General features: G+C 48.0%; 15 protein-coding genes. 13 read left to right on the top strand and 2 right to left on the bottom strand.

Going from position 1 to position 19,798, the window contains the following annotated elements; translation table 11 throughout:
* Positions 1-16 precede the first annotated feature (16 nt).
* Positions 17-925, top strand: a complete 909-nt coding sequence (locus tag AC0YNZ_RS17785; RefSeq protein WP_475827886.1) for a carbohydrate ABC transporter permease — start codon at positions 17-19, stop codon at positions 923-925.
* Between the two features lie 40 nt (positions 926-965).
* Positions 966-2,579 carry an extracellular solute-binding protein gene (locus tag AC0YNZ_RS17790; RefSeq protein WP_475827887.1) on the top strand — a complete coding sequence of 538 codons (1,614 nt, stop codon included), beginning with the start codon at positions 966-968 and terminating at the stop codon, positions 2,577-2,579.
* A 90-nt stretch (positions 2,580-2,669) separates the two neighbouring features.
* On the opposite strand, the gene AC0YNZ_RS17795 is transcribed toward AC0YNZ_RS17790, so the two are convergent.
* Entirely contained in the window at positions 2,670-4,973 is a 2,304-nt protein-coding gene (locus tag AC0YNZ_RS17795; RefSeq protein WP_475827888.1) for a helix-turn-helix domain-containing protein, read from the bottom strand.
* Positions 4,974-5,123: 150 nt separating this feature from the next.
* Between AC0YNZ_RS17795 and AC0YNZ_RS17800 the strand changes: the two genes are divergently transcribed.
* From AC0YNZ_RS17800 to AC0YNZ_RS17835, 8 genes are all read left to right on the top strand, one after another.
* Positions 5,124-6,410: an alpha-L-fucosidase gene (locus AC0YNZ_RS17800; RefSeq protein WP_475827889.1), complete on the top strand. Its 1,287-nt coding sequence runs from the start codon at positions 5,124-5,126 to the stop codon at positions 6,408-6,410.
* Between the two features lie 25 nt (positions 6,411-6,435).
* Complete coding sequence (locus AC0YNZ_RS17805; RefSeq protein ID WP_475827890.1) at positions 6,436-7,314, top strand: sugar phosphate isomerase/epimerase family protein; 879 nt, start codon at positions 6,436-6,438, stop codon at positions 7,312-7,314.
* 44 nt (positions 7,315-7,358) lie between these two features.
* Positions 7,359-8,384, top strand: coding sequence for a carbohydrate-binding family 9-like protein (locus AC0YNZ_RS17810; RefSeq protein WP_475827891.1), 1,026 nt, complete (start codon positions 7,359-7,361; stop codon positions 8,382-8,384).
* A 6-nt stretch (positions 8,385-8,390) separates the two neighbouring features.
* Positions 8,391-11,036 carry a transglutaminase domain-containing protein gene (locus AC0YNZ_RS17815; protein WP_475827892.1) on the top strand — a complete coding sequence of 882 codons (2,646 nt, stop codon included), beginning with the start codon at positions 8,391-8,393 and terminating at the stop codon, positions 11,034-11,036.
* On the top strand, positions 11,033-12,070 hold the full coding sequence (locus AC0YNZ_RS17820; protein ID WP_475827893.1) for a glycoside hydrolase family 18 protein: 1,038 nt from the start codon (positions 11,033-11,035) through the stop codon (positions 12,068-12,070). The genes AC0YNZ_RS17815 and AC0YNZ_RS17820 overlap by 4 nt, the downstream gene beginning before the upstream one ends.
* Before the next feature lie 697 nt (positions 12,071-12,767).
* Positions 12,768-13,853: an RNA-guided endonuclease InsQ/TnpB family protein gene (locus AC0YNZ_RS17825; RefSeq protein ID WP_475827894.1), complete on the top strand. Its 1,086-nt coding sequence runs from the start codon at positions 12,768-12,770 to the stop codon at positions 13,851-13,853.
* Positions 13,854-14,127: 274 nt separating this feature from the next.
* Entirely contained in the window at positions 14,128-14,421 is a 294-nt protein-coding gene (locus AC0YNZ_RS17830; protein WP_475827895.1) for a hypothetical protein, read from the top strand.
* A gap of 13 nt (positions 14,422-14,434) precedes the next feature.
* On the top strand, positions 14,435-15,199 hold the full coding sequence (locus AC0YNZ_RS17835) for a hypothetical protein (RefSeq protein WP_475827896.1): 765 nt from the start codon (positions 14,435-14,437) through the stop codon (positions 15,197-15,199).
* Positions 15,200-15,289: 90 nt separating this feature from the next.
* Here the strand turns inward: AC0YNZ_RS17835 and AC0YNZ_RS17840 are convergent, their stop codons facing one another.
* Entirely contained in the window at positions 15,290-15,850 is a 561-nt protein-coding gene (locus tag AC0YNZ_RS17840) for a hypothetical protein (RefSeq protein WP_475827897.1), read from the bottom strand.
* Positions 15,851-16,323: 473 nt separating this feature from the next.
* On the opposite strand from AC0YNZ_RS17840, the gene AC0YNZ_RS17845 reads away from it, so the two are divergent.
* From AC0YNZ_RS17845 to AC0YNZ_RS17855, 3 genes are all read left to right on the top strand, one after another.
* On the top strand, positions 16,324-17,214 hold the full coding sequence (locus AC0YNZ_RS17845; RefSeq protein ID WP_475827898.1) for a hypothetical protein: 891 nt from the start codon (positions 16,324-16,326) through the stop codon (positions 17,212-17,214).
* Positions 17,215-17,358: 144 nt separating this feature from the next.
* Positions 17,359-18,438, top strand: a complete 1,080-nt coding sequence (locus AC0YNZ_RS17850; protein WP_475827977.1) for a YheC/YheD family endospore coat-associated protein — start codon at positions 17,359-17,361, stop codon at positions 18,436-18,438.
* A 210-nt stretch (positions 18,439-18,648) separates the two neighbouring features.
* Complete coding sequence (locus AC0YNZ_RS17855; protein WP_475827978.1) at positions 18,649-19,602, top strand: ATP-dependent DNA ligase; 954 nt, start codon at positions 18,649-18,651, stop codon at positions 19,600-19,602.
* Positions 19,603-19,798: the final 196 nt, after the last annotated feature.

The raw sequence follows: 19,798 nt of genomic DNA on the forward strand, positions 1-19,798 counted from the left end.
AAAGGAGGTGTGACCGATGACTTCAGCCGTAAAAGAAACCGGACGGGATAAACTATTTCTGATTTGCAACTATATTTATGTATTCCTTGCCTTTATCATTGTAGCTTATCCTGTCATTTATATGATCAGCGCTTCCATCAGCGATCCGAAGTTAGTCGGTTCCGGTGAAATGTGGCTGTGGCCGAAAGGCATAACGTTTGAAGGCTATCAGCGGGTGTTTCAGAACGAGAGTATTTGGACGGGATACGGCAACACCATTCTCTATACGGTGGTCGGAACAGCGGTCAATTTATTCGTTACGCTGCCTGCGGCCTATGCGCTAAGCCGTAAAGATTTTGTAGGACGCAACTTTTTTATGGGTATGTTCATGGTCACTATGTTTTTCGGCGGCGGCCTTGTGCCAAGCTATCTGCTTGTCAAAGAGTTAGGGATGATCGACTCGATGTGGGCGATTGTGATCCCTTCAGCCGCATCGATCTGGAACATCATTGTATCCCGCACATTCTTTCAGTCTTCGATTCCGAAAGAGCTGCAAGAGGCTGCACAGATCGACGGGTGCACGAATATGCGGCTGTTCATTAAAATTATTTTGCCGTTATCGATGCCGATTATCGCGGTTATGGCTTTGTTCTACGGCGTGGGTAACTGGAACAGCTATTTCTCGGCACTTATCTATTTGAACGATGCTGCGAAATACCCTCTGCAGCTTGTGCTGCGTCAAATTCTTGTCCTGCAGGAAATGTCTGCTCAGGGCGGGGCAGGAATGGACGCTTCAACGGCGTCGGCCCTCAACAATAAGGCAGAAATAGCCGCGCTGGTCAAATACGCCGTTATTATCGTAGCGACTGCGCCGATTATCGCCATTTATCCGTTCCTTCAGCGTTACTTTGTGCAAGGTGTCATGATCGGTTCCGTTAAGGGCTGATCTTGCTCATAAATGATATTAAAAAGGGAGAGGGTTTTTGATGAAAAAGCTTCATAAAGCATCATCGCTTCTGCTCAGTCTCACGCTGCTCGTCTCAGTAGTTACGGCATGCGGCTCACCGAACGATGAGGGTAAGACGAGTGGCGGCAATACCGCTGCCGAAACGTCGACATCCAACGAGTCTAAAGGGGTCAGTAAAGAAGGGTATCCGATTGTCAGCGAGCCGCTTACGCTCAAGATGATGTCTCAGGATGTCGGCGTTGCCGATTGGAACAAAATGCCCGTACTGCAAGAGATGGAGAAATTAACAGGCATCAAGCTTCAATTCCAGAACGCCCCGCTCGACAGCTTTGCAACGAAGAAAAATCTTGTATTTGCCAGCGGAGACTTGCCGGATATGTTCTATGCTGCGGATCTTAAACCGGCAGAACAAGTTACTTACGGTTCTCAAGGCGTACTTATTCCTCTTGAAAAATACATTGATGAAGGCTATGCGCCGAACATCAAGAAAATTTTTGACGATCATCCGGATATCCGCAAGTCGTTCACAACGCCGGACGGTCACATTTATGCGCTGCCGAACGTCGATTTGGCGGCAGTATGGTACCGCGGACCGATGTGGTATAACGGCAAGTTTCTGAAATCGCTCGGAGCGGCAGAGCCTAAGACGACAGAAGAACTGTACGCCTATCTGAAGCGCGTTAAGGATGAAGATGCGAACGGGAACGGGAAGAAGGATGAAATTCCGCTCACCTCCGTTAAACTGGACGATTTGCGGATGTACTTCCTTGGCTTCTGGGGCATCTACGATGAGGTCGTCTATGCCGATAAGGAAGGCAAAGTGCATTACACGCCTCAAGAAGAGGGATACAAAGGATATTTGACATTCCTGAACCGTCTCTGGAAAGAGGATCTGCTTGACCATGAGACATTCTCGCAAACGGACGAACAGAAGAAGGCGAAAGGGAAAAACAATCAAATCGCATTGTTCAATGACTATTTCCCTTACTTTACGCTAGGCGGCGAGCCAAGCGGAGACAATCCGCTGATGACGCCTGTGAAGAGTGAAATTGCCGGCTCACCGGTCTATGGCAAGCATCCCGGCATTTCTGCAAACGGCACTTTCGCCATCACGAGCAGCAACCCGTCTCCGGAAGCTACGATGCGTTGGGTAGATTACCTGTACAGCTATGAAGGGGCTACTTTGTTCAATCAGGGTCCGGAGAACCTGCTTTGGAAATATAAAAATAAAGAAACGCACGAGAAAGAATGGCTTCCCGTTCCGGGCGGCGGCGACCGTGAAGAATACCGCGGAACGATCACGCCGAACTATGGCATCCTGACGCCGGGCATGAGCTCAAGCGAGCTTGCCGTAGGACTTCGCAGCGATTTCGACTTATGGATCGATAAGCAAAACGCAGAAAAACTGACGCCGATCGGCAAAGCTCCGTTCCCTAACGTTTACTTGACGAATGAAGAGCAAACGGAGGCTTCTGCTTTGTTATCCGATCTGAACACGTACGTGCAGCAGATGGAAGCGAAGTTCGTAACCGGCCAGGAATCGCTGTCCAATTGGGACAAGTACCTGGATCAGATTAAAAAAATGGGCGGCGACCGTATCGCTGAGCTTTATCAAAGTGCATACGACAGATAAGACACAGACCAATAAACCTGCCCGTGCATGAAGCAAGAAACGAGCAACACCCGGTCATGCGATAGGGATGACCGGGTGTTGCTCTACCTTTTATGATTCATCATCCGGATCGGACGCCGACCCGGCCTGCTCGTTCTCTCCGTACAGCTTGCGGTATTGACCGGGCGTATAGCCGGTTTCCTTCTTGAACTTCCGGATAAAGTTAGGCGTATCCAGATAACCGACCTGGATAATGATGTCTTTCAGCGGAGCGTTCGTCGTTTTTAGTTGGCGCATAACCTCGTCCACCCTTTTTTGCCAAATATACTGGATGAAGTTGAGGCCCATCTTTTCCTTGAATGACCGGCTGACATGCGAAGGCGAAATCGCGAACTCGAAGGCTATCGTCTCCAGACTGAGCGTATGGTCCATGTAATGATCGTCGATGTAGGACACAATCCGGTCGATCTGGGATTGCTCTTCTTTCTGATTGTTGCGCTCCACTTGACTGCAGATTAGGGAGGCGAGATTCAGGAAGCCGCTCTCCAGTTCATCCAATGAATGGGTGTATATCATATTCGGGGCAATTTCCTGCATCAAATTATGAATACCGAGCTCGGATGCGGTTTTCAGCATCGTATTTAGAATGTCAAAGCATATACAGCGTTTGTGCAGCGCAGGCAGCTCGGATGATTGCAGGCTGCGGAGTGACTGACTGATCATTTGTGCAGCCACGTCATAGCTTCCCAGCTTCAGACTTTGAGTGAGCTTCATCAGTGAGTTGTTCGGGATCCAGAACGTGTGATCCGGCGTATAGTGCAGCTTCTCGAAATAAGTGACGGTGCCAAGGCCGCTGGATGCCCGCAGTTCGAATGCGGAGCAAGCTTCGATAAACGATTGATTCAGCTGATCCGGATTGGAATAACAGGTTCCTACGCCAATCGCGGGAGTGACGTCGAATGTCTCCAGCAGGCTGCTGCGCACCGCTTCGACGATGTGGCGAATAGGCGTGAATTCCTGCTCCGCTTGATTCATATTGAAGCTGATAATGAGCGCAAGCTGATCCAGTTGAGGAAGCTCTACGCCATAGGCATGAGCAGCCAGTTCCGGGAATTCGATCTGGGCAAGCAGCTCGATCATTTCCTGCCGCTCCTGCCGCTCGCTCTGCGTATCCTCCATTTCGCCCCATCCGATCACGATAACAAAGTGATGAGTCCGGTTGAAATGAAGATCGAAGGCTTCTTGAAGCGCCGGCGTAAGACTTTGCGCATTCCCGTATTTGAGCAGCATGGACAGGAAATGATTGCGGGCGTATGGCTCTTGAAGGTCCACACGCGAGCTGTATTCCTGCAGCGCTGTCCGGATTCGGTCAAGCTCGTTGCCGGCTGCTGCCGATTCGTCCGCCGGATGGCTCGGTTTGGATTTGGAATTTGCGAACTCCAAAAGCGTAGAGATCGGCTGGTATTGCATTCTGGCAAGAACGAGAGCAATCGCGGCTCCAACTAAAACGACGATGATGAATAACATGACGATGAAGCTGCGGACATGCACGACACTGCTGAAAAATTGCGCGCTCGGCATGACGGTTACATATGTCCACCCGTTATTTTCCGACGTTACGGATACGATCGAATGCGGCTTGCCATCTAATATTTTATCGTGAATGCCGGGAGAGAGACCGAATAAGGATTTGGCCTCCGCATTAGTTAAGGCTTCGCCCTGCCGGTTGTCTACAAGAATTTGGCCTTTGTTATCTAGAATATAAGTCAAGCCTTGATAATTGCCCAGAACCGAATCAATTAAACTCGTAAGCTCGGATTCCTTGATCAGATACATGATCGTTCCGTGCGGGTTAGGACTGTATGGTGTGACGGGAACAAGATACGCAAGCATCGAATCCTGCAAATAAGAATTGCGGATGACGGTATCGGCCGGACGCATCGTTGGAAACTTGACATTGTTTAAATCCTGGAAAAGCGTTTCTTTATTCCAGCTTTGGAAGTTGAAAGTATTCGTGAATACGTCTAGGCTCGACAGCCCTTTCGCAGAGTAAATATTCTCATCCTTGTGGAGATACAAGAACATCTCGCCAATGATAGAGCTTGTCGCTTTATATTGATCCAGCGCTTGAATGGCTTCCCCGCTGAAGTAAGGATCATGAATCCGATAGGGTGTTAGTCTCTTGTCATAGGATACGCGGGATGCAATTTCGCTGAGCTCCTTCATCCGGCCGTCGATTATTACTTTGGTTTGCGTTAATTGATTGAGACGGGATTGTTCAATTTCGGAACGGAGATTGGTGACTGCGTTTTGGTAGATGAATAGGGTCATCAGCACTAACGGGATTAGTAAAATGAACAAGTAAGACCAGATGTATTTTAAAAATAGTTTGGATTTAAAGTAGTTCCATTTCATTAATTCTGCCTCCTGTTATCTACCAATCCGTTTAGTTGATTCTTATCATACCAACAAATTTACAATTTGGACATAGAGAGGCATAAGACTAAACTTGTTCATTTAGCGATAGACCTATTCCGGATCAAGGAACTGAAAGGGGAAATAAATATGCAGAAGTGGTTTGAGGAAGCTAAGCTCGGTATTTTTATTCACTATGGCATTTATGCCGTGGATGGAGTCGCTGAGTCGTGGTCTTTCTATAACGGGAGAATGTCCTACGAAGATTACATGAAACAATTGGAAGGCTTCACGGCAGCGAAATTCGATGCGGACAAATGGGCGGATTTGATCGAACAGTCAGGGGCGAAATACGCCGTTCTGACGACGAAGCACCATGACGGAGTAGCCCTGTGGGACACCAAGTACAGCGACTTAAACGTTGTGAAGAGGACGCCGGCGGAGCGGGATCTGATAAAAGAATATGCGGAAGCCGTTACGAAAAGAGGCATTCGCCTCGGGATGTACTATTCGTTGATTGACTGGTCGCATCCCGATTATCCAAGTGTGTATGAAGGCGGTAAGGTGCCGGGCGATTTGAGCAAAGTGAACAGATTTTCAAGCCCGGATGACGGCATTCAGGATGAGGAGAAATGGAACAGGTTTCTGCAGTTTAACAATAATCAGCTGCGGGAGATTTTGGAAAACTATGGGAAGGTTGATCTGCTCTGGTTCGATGGGGATTGGGAGAGAAGCGCCGAGCAGTGGAATTTGCCCGGGTTCAAGCAGTACCTGCAATCCTTCAACCCGGATATTATCATCAACTCGCGTCTGCAGGGTCATGGGGATTATAAGACACCGGAGCAAGGGATTCCGATTACGCGTCCGGAGGGACCATGGGAATTCTGCACCACCATCAACAGCTCTTGGGGATATGTCGGGACGGATGACAAGTATAAGTCATTGAACCAGATCATTCGAATGTTCTGTGACTGCATCACCCTGGGAGGCAACATGCTGCTCGATATCGGGCCTATGGAGGACGGAACGATTGATAAGAGACAAGAAGATATTTTACTCGGACTAGGGGAATGGATCCGCACGCATGAAGAAGCGGTGTTTGGAACAGAGGAAGGCATCATGACCCGTTATTATTTAGGCGGCAGCACCGTTTCGAAGGATAAAAAGACGTTGTACCTCTTTGTGTATGACGATCCGAAAGAGAATGTATGCCTGAAAGGATTATCCAATCCTATTAAAAAAATTACGGTGCTTCATTCCGGCAAAGAGCTTACGCATGAAATTCATGGCGGAGTGCCGTGGTTCAACATTCCCGGAACGACATGGATTCATATAACACCGGAAGATACGCATAAGCAGGTAACCGTCCTTAAGCTGGAATTTGATGAGGAACTGGAAATGTACGGAGGTTCCGGCGCTGTTGTCACACATAACTAGCAGCAATTTCTAAGGAGGTAGAACGATGAAAATCGGCTTAAGCTCTTATAGTTTATTAAAAGCGATTAAATCCGGAGAGATGAGCATCCTTGACGCGATCCGCTGGATTGCCGAGAACGGCGGGGAGCATATGGAAATCGTCCCTTACGGATATACCTTGGTGGATGACCCGGAGCTGGCGGATGCGGTCCGGGAGACAGCGAAGGAAGCTGGCATTGCGCTGTCCAATTATTCGATGCCGGCGAATTTCGTGCAGGATACGGAAGAAATGTTCGACGAGGAAGTAGCCAGGGTCAAGCTGCACGTAGATCTTGTGCACCGGCTCGGCATGAAGCATATGAGGCATGACGTGACCGCCTTTACCATTCCTCAAGAGAAGATGACGATCGGATGGTTCGAGGATCATCTGCACCTTATGGTGAGAGGCAGTCAGCTGATCGCGGACTATGCCGCGCAGTACGGCATTACAACGACGATTGAAAATCACGGCTTCAGCGTACAGTCCAGCGACAGGGTTCAGCGTGTCCTGCATGAGGTTGCACGTCCGAATTTTAAGACAACGCTTGATATCGGCAATTTCATGTGCGTAGACGAAAATCCAATTATCGGCGTCAAGAAAAACCTGCCTTATGCATCGCTCATTCATTTCAAGGACTTCTATTTCCGTCCGTACGATCAGCACCCGGGCGGCGGCGACTGGTTTTTGACATCGAACGGAAACTATTTGCGAGGGGCGATTGTGGGGCAAGGGGATATTGAGATCCGCAAAATCGTTAAGCTCATTAAGGAGTCGGGCTACGACGGCTATATCACCATTGAATTCGAAGGCATGGAAGAATGCAAAGCGGCCTCCCGCATCGCAATGGACAACTTGCGCCGCTTCTGGGACGATTGTTCGCTTTAAGCGAATTTCATAGATTAATCAATGCAGATACCGGAGGGGATAACATGAATTTAAGCGGAGTGCCGGAGCCGAATATTGAATATGCACCCAAACATTATATTTGCCGGCGTGCGACGGAGAAGCTTGTTCTCGACGGCCGGGTCGATAAGCCGTTCTGGGCAGCGGCGGACTGGACAGATGATTTTGTCGATATCGAAGGCGACCTTCGACCGAAGCCCGCGAAGCAGACCCGCGTAAAAATGCTGTGGGACGATCATTATTTTTATTTTGCGGCGGAATTGATAGAAGATCAGATTTGGGCGACGTTGACGGAACGGGATTCTGTTATTTTCTATGATAATGATTTTGAAATCTTTATAGATCCCGACGGAGATTCCCATCACTATTACGAGTTCGAAATAAATGCGCTGAACACCGTTTGGGATCTGCTGCTCATTAAGCCCTACCGGGACGGAGGCCCTCCGGTTAACGGCTGGGATATTAGCGGTCTTCAGACGGCGGTGCATATCGACGGCGAGTTGAACCGGCCGGGTGCGGCGAACCGGAAGTGGAGCATTGAGGCGGCAATGCCGTGGAAGAGCCTGCGCGAGTGCGCGGCTGAGGGCCGTCCCCCGGCGAAGGGGGAGTTTTGGCGCGTTAATTTCTCGCGCGTCGAATGGCGCGCAGAGGTGCAGGACGGCGAATACCGCAAGGTTATCAACCCGGATACGGGAAAATCATATCCGGAAGACAACTGGGTGTGGTCTCCGATGGGTCTGATAAATATGCATTATCCGGAGTTATGGGGCTATGTCGTGTTCGCTGATGAAGACGGCCCGGAATCGTTCTTGCAGCCGCCGGATGAACGCATAAAGTGGGAGCTGCGCAAGCTCTATTACCGTGAGCGCAACTACTTCGCAAGTCACGGTACATTTACTAACGATTTGAATTTGTTAAGGAGCGACGGCGAGCATTGGAGCATTACACCAGTGATTGAGACGACCCGCACCCTATTTCAAATTTCAGCGCCGTCATCGGATGGGAAGTCCAGCTTCTGCATCAGAGAAGACGGGAAGCTATGGAAGGAGTGAATACGTTTGACCCTGCAAACCTCCGTATTCTCATTGGATCATCAAGCAATGGAGCTTATCGAACGTAAGTTCCGCAAGAAGCAGCTAATCGCCGGGGCTAGAGCGCATGAGCTGTTCGGTATCTTTCAGCAGGAGCTGACCGAAGAAGAGACTTGGGCGCTCAAATTTTTATTCGCCTATATGCCGGTGAACGATTTGGCCGACTATGACGGAAATTTATTTTTAAGCCATGTGCGCCGGACGCTTGACATTCGGAGGCAGGTGCCTTGGGGAGAGCGGGTACCCGATCACCTATTCCTGCATTTCGTACTGCCATACCGGGTAAACACGGAGGATATCGAGGATTCACGCGGTATTCTGTACAGCGAATTGGCGGACCGCACGAAGCAGTTATCGATGGCGGATGCGATTCTGGAGACGAACTACTGGTGTCATGAGAAGGCAGCCTATATTGGAAGCGATCTGCGGACGATCTCGCCGCTGACGATGATCCGGAATGCGCGGGGGCGCTGCGGCGAGGAGTCGACGCTTGCGGTTGCCGCGCTTCGGAGCATTGGCATTCCTGCCCGTCAAGTGTATACGCCGCGCTGGGCGCATTGTGACGATAATCACGCTTGGGTGGAAGCGTGGGCCGACGGCAAATGGTATTACATCGGCGCTTGCGAACCGGAACCGCTTCTGAATCAAGGCTGGTTTAGTCCGCCAGCCCGGCGGGCGATGCTGATCAACACGCGGATTTTTGCGAATTACGAGGGACCGGAGGACATCACGCTTGCCGATGAATGGTTTACAGAAATCAACTTATTAGAGGGCTATGCGCCTACCCGGACGATTACCGTACTTGTGAAGGATGAGCAGGGCCAGCCGATTAGCGGTGCCGATGTTTATTTCGAGTTATACAATATGGCTGAGTTGTACCCGATTGCTATATTGCCGACGAACACGGAGGGCAAAGCCTCATTCAAGACAGGATTTGGAGATATAGTGATCCGTGCAGTGAAGGATGGGAGATGGGGAGAAGACAAGATCAATGCTGCCCACGGCGAACTCATCGAGCTTGTTCTGGATCAGACGCAGCAGCCGGATGGAACGGCAGACTTTGACATGGTCCCTCCGCCGGAACGTAACGGAGAGGCTGCCGATCCGCTTTCTGAGGAGAAGATTTTGCGGCACACCAGCCGTCTGGAGGAAGGCACGAAGATTCGAAGCGGCTATGAGCATACCTTTCTGGACGAAGAGCATGCATCGAAGCTTGCCGAAGCTGCTGGTCTTCCGGCGGAGCGGGTATGGGATGTGCTGCGCAAGGCGCGCGGGAACAGCCGCGAGATCGCCGCTTTCCTGCGGGAGCGCTCCTCCGAATATGGAGAGTGGCCGCTGCTGCTGCTGGAGTGCTTGAACGAGAAGGATCTTGTCGATACATTCCGCCCTGCACTCGATGATCATTTGACCTGCTCCCTATCGCAGCGCGGAGAGCTTCCGCAGGATACATTCATCCGTTATATCCTATGTCCTCGTATCTTATATGAGATGATCGTGCCTTATAAGCGGTTGTTCCAGGATGCGTTCACCAAAGAGGAAGCGAAAACGTTCAGGGAAGATCCTTCCGAGCTTGTCCGGAAATTGGATATAGAGTGGGAGCTTTGGGAGGACCTCCCTAACTTGAAGGGCAAGGGAAACCCGGCAGGCACCTTCAAAATCAAGAAGGGAGACCGGATCTCCTTGGATATCCTGTTCGTTGCGATCTGCCGCAGCCTTGGCATTCCGGCACGGCTGCATCCGAGCGAGCACAAGCCGCAATTTATGAAGAACGGCAGCTGGCAGAATGCGTTATTCGCGCAGGGAACGATGCAGCTGCAACCGGTGAAGAAGGACAACGGCACAGTGCTGCTTCTTCGTGATAGCGGGTCTTCGGCAGAAGCTCCGGCTGCTTCGTATTCCGAAAATTTCACGATTGCCCGGCTGGAGTACGGAATCTATAAAACGCTGTTCTACCCTAACGGGAAAGCGGATGTGTACGATGAACCGTTCGAGGTTGAACAAGGCTCATACCGGATGACATCGGGCATACGATTGAAGGACGGCACGGTACGGGTGTGCTTTACTTATTTCACGGTGCGGGCCGGGGAACAAACAGATATTCCGCTCACATTCCGCGAGGCGCTGCTTGAAATTCCTGTGCTGGGGATCATCGAACGAAACCATATGCTCACTATGCTGGACGGTTCCGATAAGTTGATTGGAGAGCTGATCGGCATGAGCGGGGCAATCGTAGCCTGGATGGAGCCGGAACGCGAGCCCACTAAGCATTTGATCCGTGAAATCAGCGAGCTTGCCGAGTCGTTCGATGAGTTCGGAGCTCCGATCGTTCTCGTTGTCGGCGATTCCGAGTGGGCCTCGTCGTTCGATCCCTCCCGTTATCCGCAGCTGCCGTCTTGCGCCCTATTTGTGAGGGACTCCGCTTACGCTGCGCTGCCGGCCTTTATATCCCAGCCGCCGGCTAGCGAAGCGGGCTTCCCGCATCTCTTCGTGCTGGACGGCCAAGACCAAATTCGTTACACAGCATCAGGATACAAGATTGGAACGGGGAAGGAAGCTTTCCGGATTTTAACCGGCATATGCCGGCAAACTGCAGAACGGGGTGGTATAGAATGACGAAGCGGAAATATATCGTGGCGGGTTACGCCGTCGATTCCAAGCTTCCTGACCTAACGAGGGAAGATTTGTTGAAGTTAACTCATTTGAATGTAGCTTTTGGACATGTGCGCGGCGATGAAATCACTACGGATCATTTGAAGCATATGGACCTTCTTCGGAGTATTAAACACGAACATCCTGAGCTTACGATTCTATTGTCCGTCGGCGGCTGGAGCGCTGGCGGGTTCTCTGAAGCGGCATCTTCCGAAGAGGGGAGAAAACGTATGGCTGATTCGGCTGTTCGCGTATTAACCGACTTTCCTTTCGATGGAATCGACCTGGATTGGGAATACCCCTGTTATGGGGAAGCGGGCATTGCGTCAAGTCCTGAGGATAAGCGGAATTTCACCTTGCTTCTAAAGACCATGCGGGAAGCATTGGACCGCAAAGGCGCGCATGATAGCCGGCATTACTTGCTTACTATTGCAGCAGGCGCCGATCAATATTATGTAGATGGTACGGAAATGGATCAAGTCCAGCAGTACTTGGATTTTGTTCAATTGATGACCTATGATATGCGCGGAGGATTTCAAATTTTGACGGGACACCATACGAATCTGTATACTCCGCCCGGAGATTTGTTCCGGATCAGTGTAGACGCCTCCGTTAACCTGTTCATCCGTGCAGGCGTGCCGAAGGAGAAAATCGTCATCGGTGCGGCATTTTACTCTAGGATCTGGCATCAAGTTCCGGGCAATCGTAACGGGCTTCATCAGATGGCTGGAAGCACCGGCGGATATGGACCGGATTTCACAACTCTTGCAGCAGAATACATCGATAAGAACGATTATATCCGTTACTGGGACAGCGAAGCCAAAGCGCCGTACCTCTATAATGGAAACAGCTTTATATCCTATGACGATGAACAATCGCTGCAGCATAAATGCGGCTACATTAAGCATGGCGGACTGGCCGGCATGATGTTTTGGGAGTACAGCTGCGACGGGACGCACAGGCTGCTCGACGCGATTTATGAAGGACTCATGGAATAAATAATTCAACAATGATGCGAAAAGATGAGGAAATGGCGGTGCAGGGGGTAGTCCTGTACCGCCTTTTCTTGATTTCGTTCGAGTGCTGCTTTCTTCAGCAGATTATGGGGAAGCGAAGGCCAACCGATCTCAAGGCCTGCCTTTGGCATGCCGTAAAGCAGGAAAGCCGGAACCCCCGGTTATTCAAGCGGGTATATACGGCCGAATCGATTAGGTAAAAAATGATTTAGTTTCATTTCACAAAACTAAATCGCACTCGGGTTGCGAGAAAGGCGGATTAGCTCTATTTTGCAAACGTAAATCGGTCATTTTTAGAAGCAGCTCTCCCAAAACGCTGTTTAATTAGACAAGATCAAACTAAATCGCCTCTATCGGATAACAAGCTTAAATTATTTTCTCAAAATCGAATTAAACCGCTTAACGATGAACGATATTTAGACCTGGCAGTGAAAAGAGAGTGTTTAGATGAGTGGATGGGAATCCTCCCCATTTTTATGGGGTAGATGAAAGTCCGCTTTGACCCAAATCCCGGTTTGGGGGTACAAGGGGAAAATATTGTTTTATGTGTAACGTAAATAACCATCATTCCGTTAATCTTGCCCCGACACGATCTAGAAATACGAACGTTTGTTTGCTATAATAAACCAACGGAATTTCGAATAAATACACCCCAATATCAAAAGAAAGGAAACGGCTAATGCAACGAACCTATAAATTTCGCTTGTATCCGACCAAAGAAGAGCTAGAAAACATTCACTTCGTACTGGAACGATGCCGTCTCCTCTACAATCGCTTGCTCGCAGAACGAATCGCCGCCTATAAGCAAACGGGTCGGAGCTTAACCTACTACGAGCAAAAAGCAACGTTACCGGAGAGAAAACAACACATACCTGAACTCAAAAACGTCCATTCTCAGGTCCTTCAACATGTCGTAGAGAGGCTGGACAAAGCGTATCAAGCCTTTTTTCGTCGTGTCAAAAACGGCGAGAAAGCGGGCTTTCCGAGATTCAAGCCTAACCGCAGGTACAACTCCTTTACCTACCCGCAGAGCGGATTTTCCATAAAGGGAAAGCATCTTGTGCTTTCCAAGGTCGGTGATGTGCACATTCGACTTCACCGGCAACCGCAAGGAACCATTAAGACGTGTACAATTATGGTCAAGAATGGTAAATATTATGCTTGTTTTTCTTGTAAAGTCGAGAGTCAGCACCTTCCAGCGTCAGAAAAACAGATCGGTATTGACCTTGGCGTGTCACAGCTTGCTGTAACATCCGACGGTGATCGGATCGAGTCACCGAAATTTCTTCGTAAAAGCGAAGGAAAGCTGAAACGAAAGCAGCGTGCGGTATCTAAGAAAAGGCACGGTTCAAACCGCCGCCACAAAGCTGTATGTGACCTGGCTAGGCTGCATGAGAAAGTAGCTAATCAACGAAAGGATTATGCTCATAAAGAATCTCGAAAACTGATAAATGAATATGGATTCATTGCCTTCGAGGATCTGAATATACAAGGGATGGTCAAAAATCATCACCTTGCAAAAAGCATTGTAGATGCCGGTTGGAATGGGCTTGTTCAATTCGTGACGTACAAGGCTGAAAGTGCCGGGCGTCAGATTGTGCAAGTGAATCCATCAGGTACATCGCAGCGATGCTCAAGCTGCGGAGAAATCGTCAAAAAATCACTTGCTGTTCGTATCCATCGATGTCCATGCGGATACGCAGCAGATCGCGACGAAAATGCAGCTATTAACATATTGAAACAAGCCTTGCAAAACGTATCGTAGTGACACTAACCAAATCAGGCTAGGAACTAGCCTTCAAGGAGAGACGAGGTTACGAGTCTCGATGAACTGAGAAGCTCTCCAATTCAGTGGAGAGAGGTTCACAAACAATGTATTATTCATATCCGCTAAATGTGTGGAACGAGCAAGCCTATTTTCCAAAATACACTATCCTTTAACAAAGCGAAACATATCCTATTAGTAAGGAAGATACTACCGGATTGGGTGTGAATCGATGCAAGAGTTTCTAGGTTAAGGAGAGAGGACTGAAAAAACAATGCCATACGGACGCCGTTCATCACGAGCTAAAGTAAATATCAACATAAAAAACATCAACGTCACAACGATGAGTGGTTCCGCCTCCTTTAACGTTGGAGACTTCGCAGTCATTGACCCGATAAGCAGTCAAAATACGGATACAGATAACTTTAACAGCAACAATAACGCCAGCAGGACAACGACTACTCAGCATGGCGGAGCTGGAGCGTTCAATACCGGTAACAACAATAAGTTTAATACACCGTTTAACCGCATCAACGATCTTGGGAACGGCGGGAACGGAATTGTCTAGGAGGAAATTCAAATTGAACAACTGCCAGTACCCTTATGCCCAATATCCATATTCCTACGCCTATCCTTCCACCTATCCGTACGTTGTCCAAAATCCAAACACGCTTCCCGCTTCTGATGCAGCCATGCTGCAATCTTTGCAGCATATGCAGTATGTTCAGCAGCAAACGATGCACATGCTGCTGCATATGCAGCGCCAGCTTGCCGACATGCAATCCACCGTAGCGTATATGAATCAGACTCGTCAGCCTTCCAATACGTACGTTCATAATGATTTCGAAAAATTTGAAATTATTCTCGATTCCATCAATCTGGAATCACTCAGCGGTACCATGCAGATTGGCTTATTCAACGGCTCAGCGCCTACCAGCGCTTTGCCGCCAATTATAACCTCGACCAATATAACGCCTCAGGGAAGTCAAGCTGGTGCTCTAGCACCTCCTTCAGGTATAACCCCGTCACCGGGTGCAGCACCAACTCCGGGCATATCCCCGTCTTCGGGGGAAGAAGACTTTCTCGGCAGTCTTCTTCCCGGCAGCGGCGTTCCTCAGGATGTCAGCATCCCGCCTGGGCTTCCGCTTCCGCCTGGTGCGACACTTTCGCCCGGAACCATGCCTACGTCTCCGGGTCCAGAACCGCTTTCCCTCGTGCTTCCGCCGGGAGCAACATTCATTCCTCCCGGCATGACGCTGCCTCCGGGTTCGGTTGAAATCGCGCCGGGTATCGCCGTGCTGCCCCCTGGCACGATGCCGATTCCTGCCGGTTCGGAGGCCCGCTAACCGTTACCGGAAACGGGTGAGCGTATGTATGCAGGCCTAAGAATGAAAAAAGACACGGAATGAGGCGCTTAGTTCGCCGATTTCGTGTCTTTACTTCAAGGTCCGCTTGATCTCTTCCAGCCTTTGCTTCAAAAATTCCCGCTTCTTTACCTTTAATTCTTCTTTTATCTGGTGCAGAAGCTCCGCGTCTTCCTCTCTTCTCGGATTCATCACAACCGGCTGCGGCGGGCCTGGTTTGACCGGCTCCACTGTACCGGTATCTTTCGAGTGGCTCTTGTATAGTTCCAGCGCCGGCCGTTTCATGAGATCGAGCTCCGCGAACGGACTGCCTTGCTCCTTCAAATCATTTTTCCAATACTGGTACGTCCGCTCGTACAAGCTCTTCACTTCACCTTCGTTTAGCCAGCCCTTTCTTTGCCATTCGTCAATCGTCTCATTGATTAAAAACTGCTGAACGGCCAGCTTAATCTCCACATTCATAATTTGATCCTCGATCATTCCGATCACTTTCTCCATCACCCGTGAATATACCGGCACAGCGGTACCCGCATTGCCGCCTGCGCGTTTTATGTCCCGCTTGGAATAGACAGGCTTGCGCTTCTTGCTGACGGCCTGTGTCTTCTTCCGGCGTTTCGATTTATTCCTGCGCATTGCTATCGCTCCTTCAAGTGCATCATGCTGCCTGCTGCTCCATCATATGCCGGACGAAGAGCGACTCGTGACACGCATGTATATCACCGGATCACATGTATGCAGCGAATAGCTCATAAACATATAAGCATCTTTGATTTACTAAAGGGTGTGTGAGAAGAGTTGGGAATCTATCTAACCCGAGAGGGAGATTCTCTTAGAAAGATGGCCAAAAAATATTATTTGATCAGCTCGTCGCTCTTAATCCGCATATTGTATAATCGTGAAAATTAATTTAATCGATCGATGTGACCTTGCCTCGCCAAGTCGTTCTTGCCTTAAAGGCGCTATGCTGACGACTCCAAGCCTTGATCAGGTGTACTTAGCATGCGGCAGCACCGATGCACGATTTTGCAGATGGTGACATATATTTTATACGTCAGACACAAGTGTGAAGGATTTAAATTTAATTTATTTAGAAAAGAGGTAAAAAAATGGAGGATAAAGGAGCTGGGAACAGTCATTTAGATTTAATCATTGTACCTCAGGTTCCATTAACACAATTTTTTAATACTACTTTAAAAGGAAATTGTGTAGCTAAAGGAGTAGGAATGCGTAATCGGGGATTTGGAACCATAGATTTCACCGGGCTAATCCCTGCTCGTTCAACCATAGTGAATTCATTTCTTTACTGGGAAGTGATCCGCAGATCTGGTCAGGCAGCAGATCCTACAGGAACACTGAATGGTACTCCTATTATCGGGGCAAATATTGCACCGGCAATTGGAAACCCATGTTGGGGTTCGGGTGTTGCGGATGTTTTTCGTGCGGATGTTACGGGGATTGCAACAGGAGGAGTTAATACGCTTACTGGCTTTCCTTCAGGTGATACAGACAGCTCCTCGCCATTTTCCAGCGCAACTGCTCCCCTTATCGACGGAGCGTCTATTGTTCATGTCTTCTCCAATCGTGCACTGCCCTTAACAACAGTAATTATTAACGACGGAGGCGTAAGCTTCTTTATTGATACCGTCAGTACAACGTTAACTGGTTTCTCAGCATCCCCTCCCGTTAGTGCTAAGACTATTTATATTGTAGGAGACGGTCAAGCCGAATTTGCAGGTGATCAAGCTTTATTCAACAGTACAGTTGTTGCCGGTCCAACAACATTGGTAAGATCCGCTGACGCATTTAACGGCCAAGATGGAATTGATGCCGGTATAGATCCTGTAACTGGCCTGTGGGATACACTTACAGTAGACGTAAGTTCCTTGATCAATCCAAATGATAGGAATGCTACTGCATCCGTTTTATCATCAAGTATTGGAGGAGACTGTTTGACTTATATTGCTCAGATTTTATGTGTGAAGACATTCGGAAAATAACAGGGGTGCGGCAACGATTCTCACACAAGATTAGCGGAAAAACATTGAACACGGCCAATAGCGGCATTGCCGATCCAAAAACACGGAAGGGGAGCTGACTCATCAGGAAAGTTTTCTTCTTTGAGCAAAGGAGTGATTGAGTTGGTGAAATCTAAGAATTCGACTTCTTTACTGGGGATCTGTATGTCAGCTACACGAAATCGGATCGTTAAAGGAGCAATGTTTAATCAAGTTAGTGAGCGTCTACGAAGGTTCCAAAGCAATAATGCCCGTATTATCCTGTTTTCCTTGGAAGACTTAAATCTTCAGGATTTACATGTTACAGGATTTTATTTTGATAACAAATCAAGGGTTTGGAAAAAAAAGATGTTCCCTATCCCCGATGTGATCTACATGCGTTGTGGCGTTGATAAATTAAGACTGAGAAAGATGGAACAGGTTATCGGGCGCAAAGTATTCAACAGTTTCTTTTATGATAAATGGCGGGGGTGGAATTTGCTTGCAGGGAGCGATTTGCTGCGTGATCATCTTCCTGATACACGGTTAGTAAAGAATGAAATGGACCTGCAGCAGATGCTGAAGAAATATAAAGATGTATTTCTTAAACCAATCAGCGGGTATGGGGGCATGGGGATTGCCCATGCCCTGCTGAAAGAGGAAGGGAGTATACAAATTATTTATCAGAATAAGGAGAATGCAGGCTATAAGACATTTGAGAACTGTAAAACACTCTGGAATTGGATTCATGCTAAATTATCCCCTAATCCTTATATTGCACAGCAAGGGATCCATACCTTTCCGTGGAAGGAGAAGCCAACGGATATTCGTCTGAATATGAACAAAAACGGTAAGGGCGAGTGGCAAGTGACGGCTCTTTTTTCCCGTTTCGCCCTAAACGGAAGCCATATCGGCGGTGATCGAGGGATCCAATATATGCCCTTAGATATTAGGGAGTTATTGTCGGAAATGTTTTATGATGACGATGATAGAGTGGAATATATGGAAAAATATATTGTTGAACTCGGATTTAAGATTTGTCAGGTTTTGGACGACTCCGGGTACCATATTGCAGATATTGGAATTGATCTCGGGATAGATGAATGCGGAAGACTGTGGACTTTTGAAGTGAATCCGACCCCATGTCCGTTTGGACCGCCGATTGAAGATCTTTCGTGGACAATGCCTTTTGAATACGCTCTCTATCTTGCTTCGAACAAAGCTTAATATAGATACTTACAATTGGACTGTTTTTTGAAAAAAATATCTGGCGTAAGCAGCCCATAATGGAGTTTATTGAGACGGCCCCATCAGCCTGTTGAGAAACCTCAACATCAACAATTGCGATCAGGGGCTTATTTAATTATTACAAATAGGGAAACCTTATTAATAACTAAACCCGTTGGAAAAACCATAAGGATGGCGATGAAATCTAATATGCAACTTAAACTCATTTGCCCTTTTGAACCAATAAGCACATCTTCCGCGCCCGCAGGTGGGAACTGGGTCACGCAGATAAAGTGGGACGGGGTGAGAATGTTACTCTATTATGATGGACATGAAACAAAGTTGTTCAATCGGAAACTGAACGAGCGGACTAATCAGTATCCGGAGTTTCAAGATATACGGTCTTTCTGCTGCTCGAACTCAGTCATTCTGGACGGAGAGGTCATAGCTTTTGATCAAAGCAAACCTTCATTTCATGAAGTGATGAGAAGAGATAGCTTAAAACAACTTCAGAGAATTAAACAATCTATAAATCAAGTCCCCGTTACATACATGATTTTTGATATTTTGTTTTATAACGGTGAATGGGTCACTGACAGACCTTTAGATTATAGGCTGCAGTTACTTGAATCGATAATTTCACCTAATCATAATGTTCAGATCGTCCAGAATTTTCACGACGGGGCGGCGTTGTTCAACTTGATGAAACAAAATCGAATGGAAGGAGTGGTCTATAAGGACCTGAGCAGTACCTATAGCATTAATGGAAAAGACGGCCGCTGGAAAAAACATAAGGTGATGAATGATTTAATCGCAATTGTTGGTGGGGTAACCTTTAGACATAAAGTAGTAAACTCATTGCTTCTGGGAATTTATACAAATGAGCAAGACTTGGTTTATATCGGCCATGCGGGTACAGGTAAATTGACTCAAAAAGACTGGGCATCCATAACGGAAGCGGTGACAGAAAGACAGATTTCACAAAGACCGTTTATAAATGAGCCTCAAAGGTCTAAAGATGCAATCTGGGTGAAACCTGAACTCACATGTAAAGTCGAGTACCTGGAGCTTACCCCCGGTGGGACTATGCGTCACCCAAGTATTCAAGCGGTTGTTGATGTTGGAAAGAACGAATGTACGGTAGATCAGATTAAGGGAGAATAAGTGAAACATTAAGATAAAAGACAAGACAATTTTTTTGACTCCCGCGGGTCTTAATAATGTCTTGTCTATTTAACGTTATTCATATATCTACATAGTCAATCATCTAAATTTACTGAATTTGTTTCGGATTACAAGATGAAAATGCGATTATCCTAGTATATTTGATATTTGTCTAAGGAAGTATAAAAGTATATTT

This window comes from Paenibacillus sp. J2L1-98, assembly GCF_056269405.1.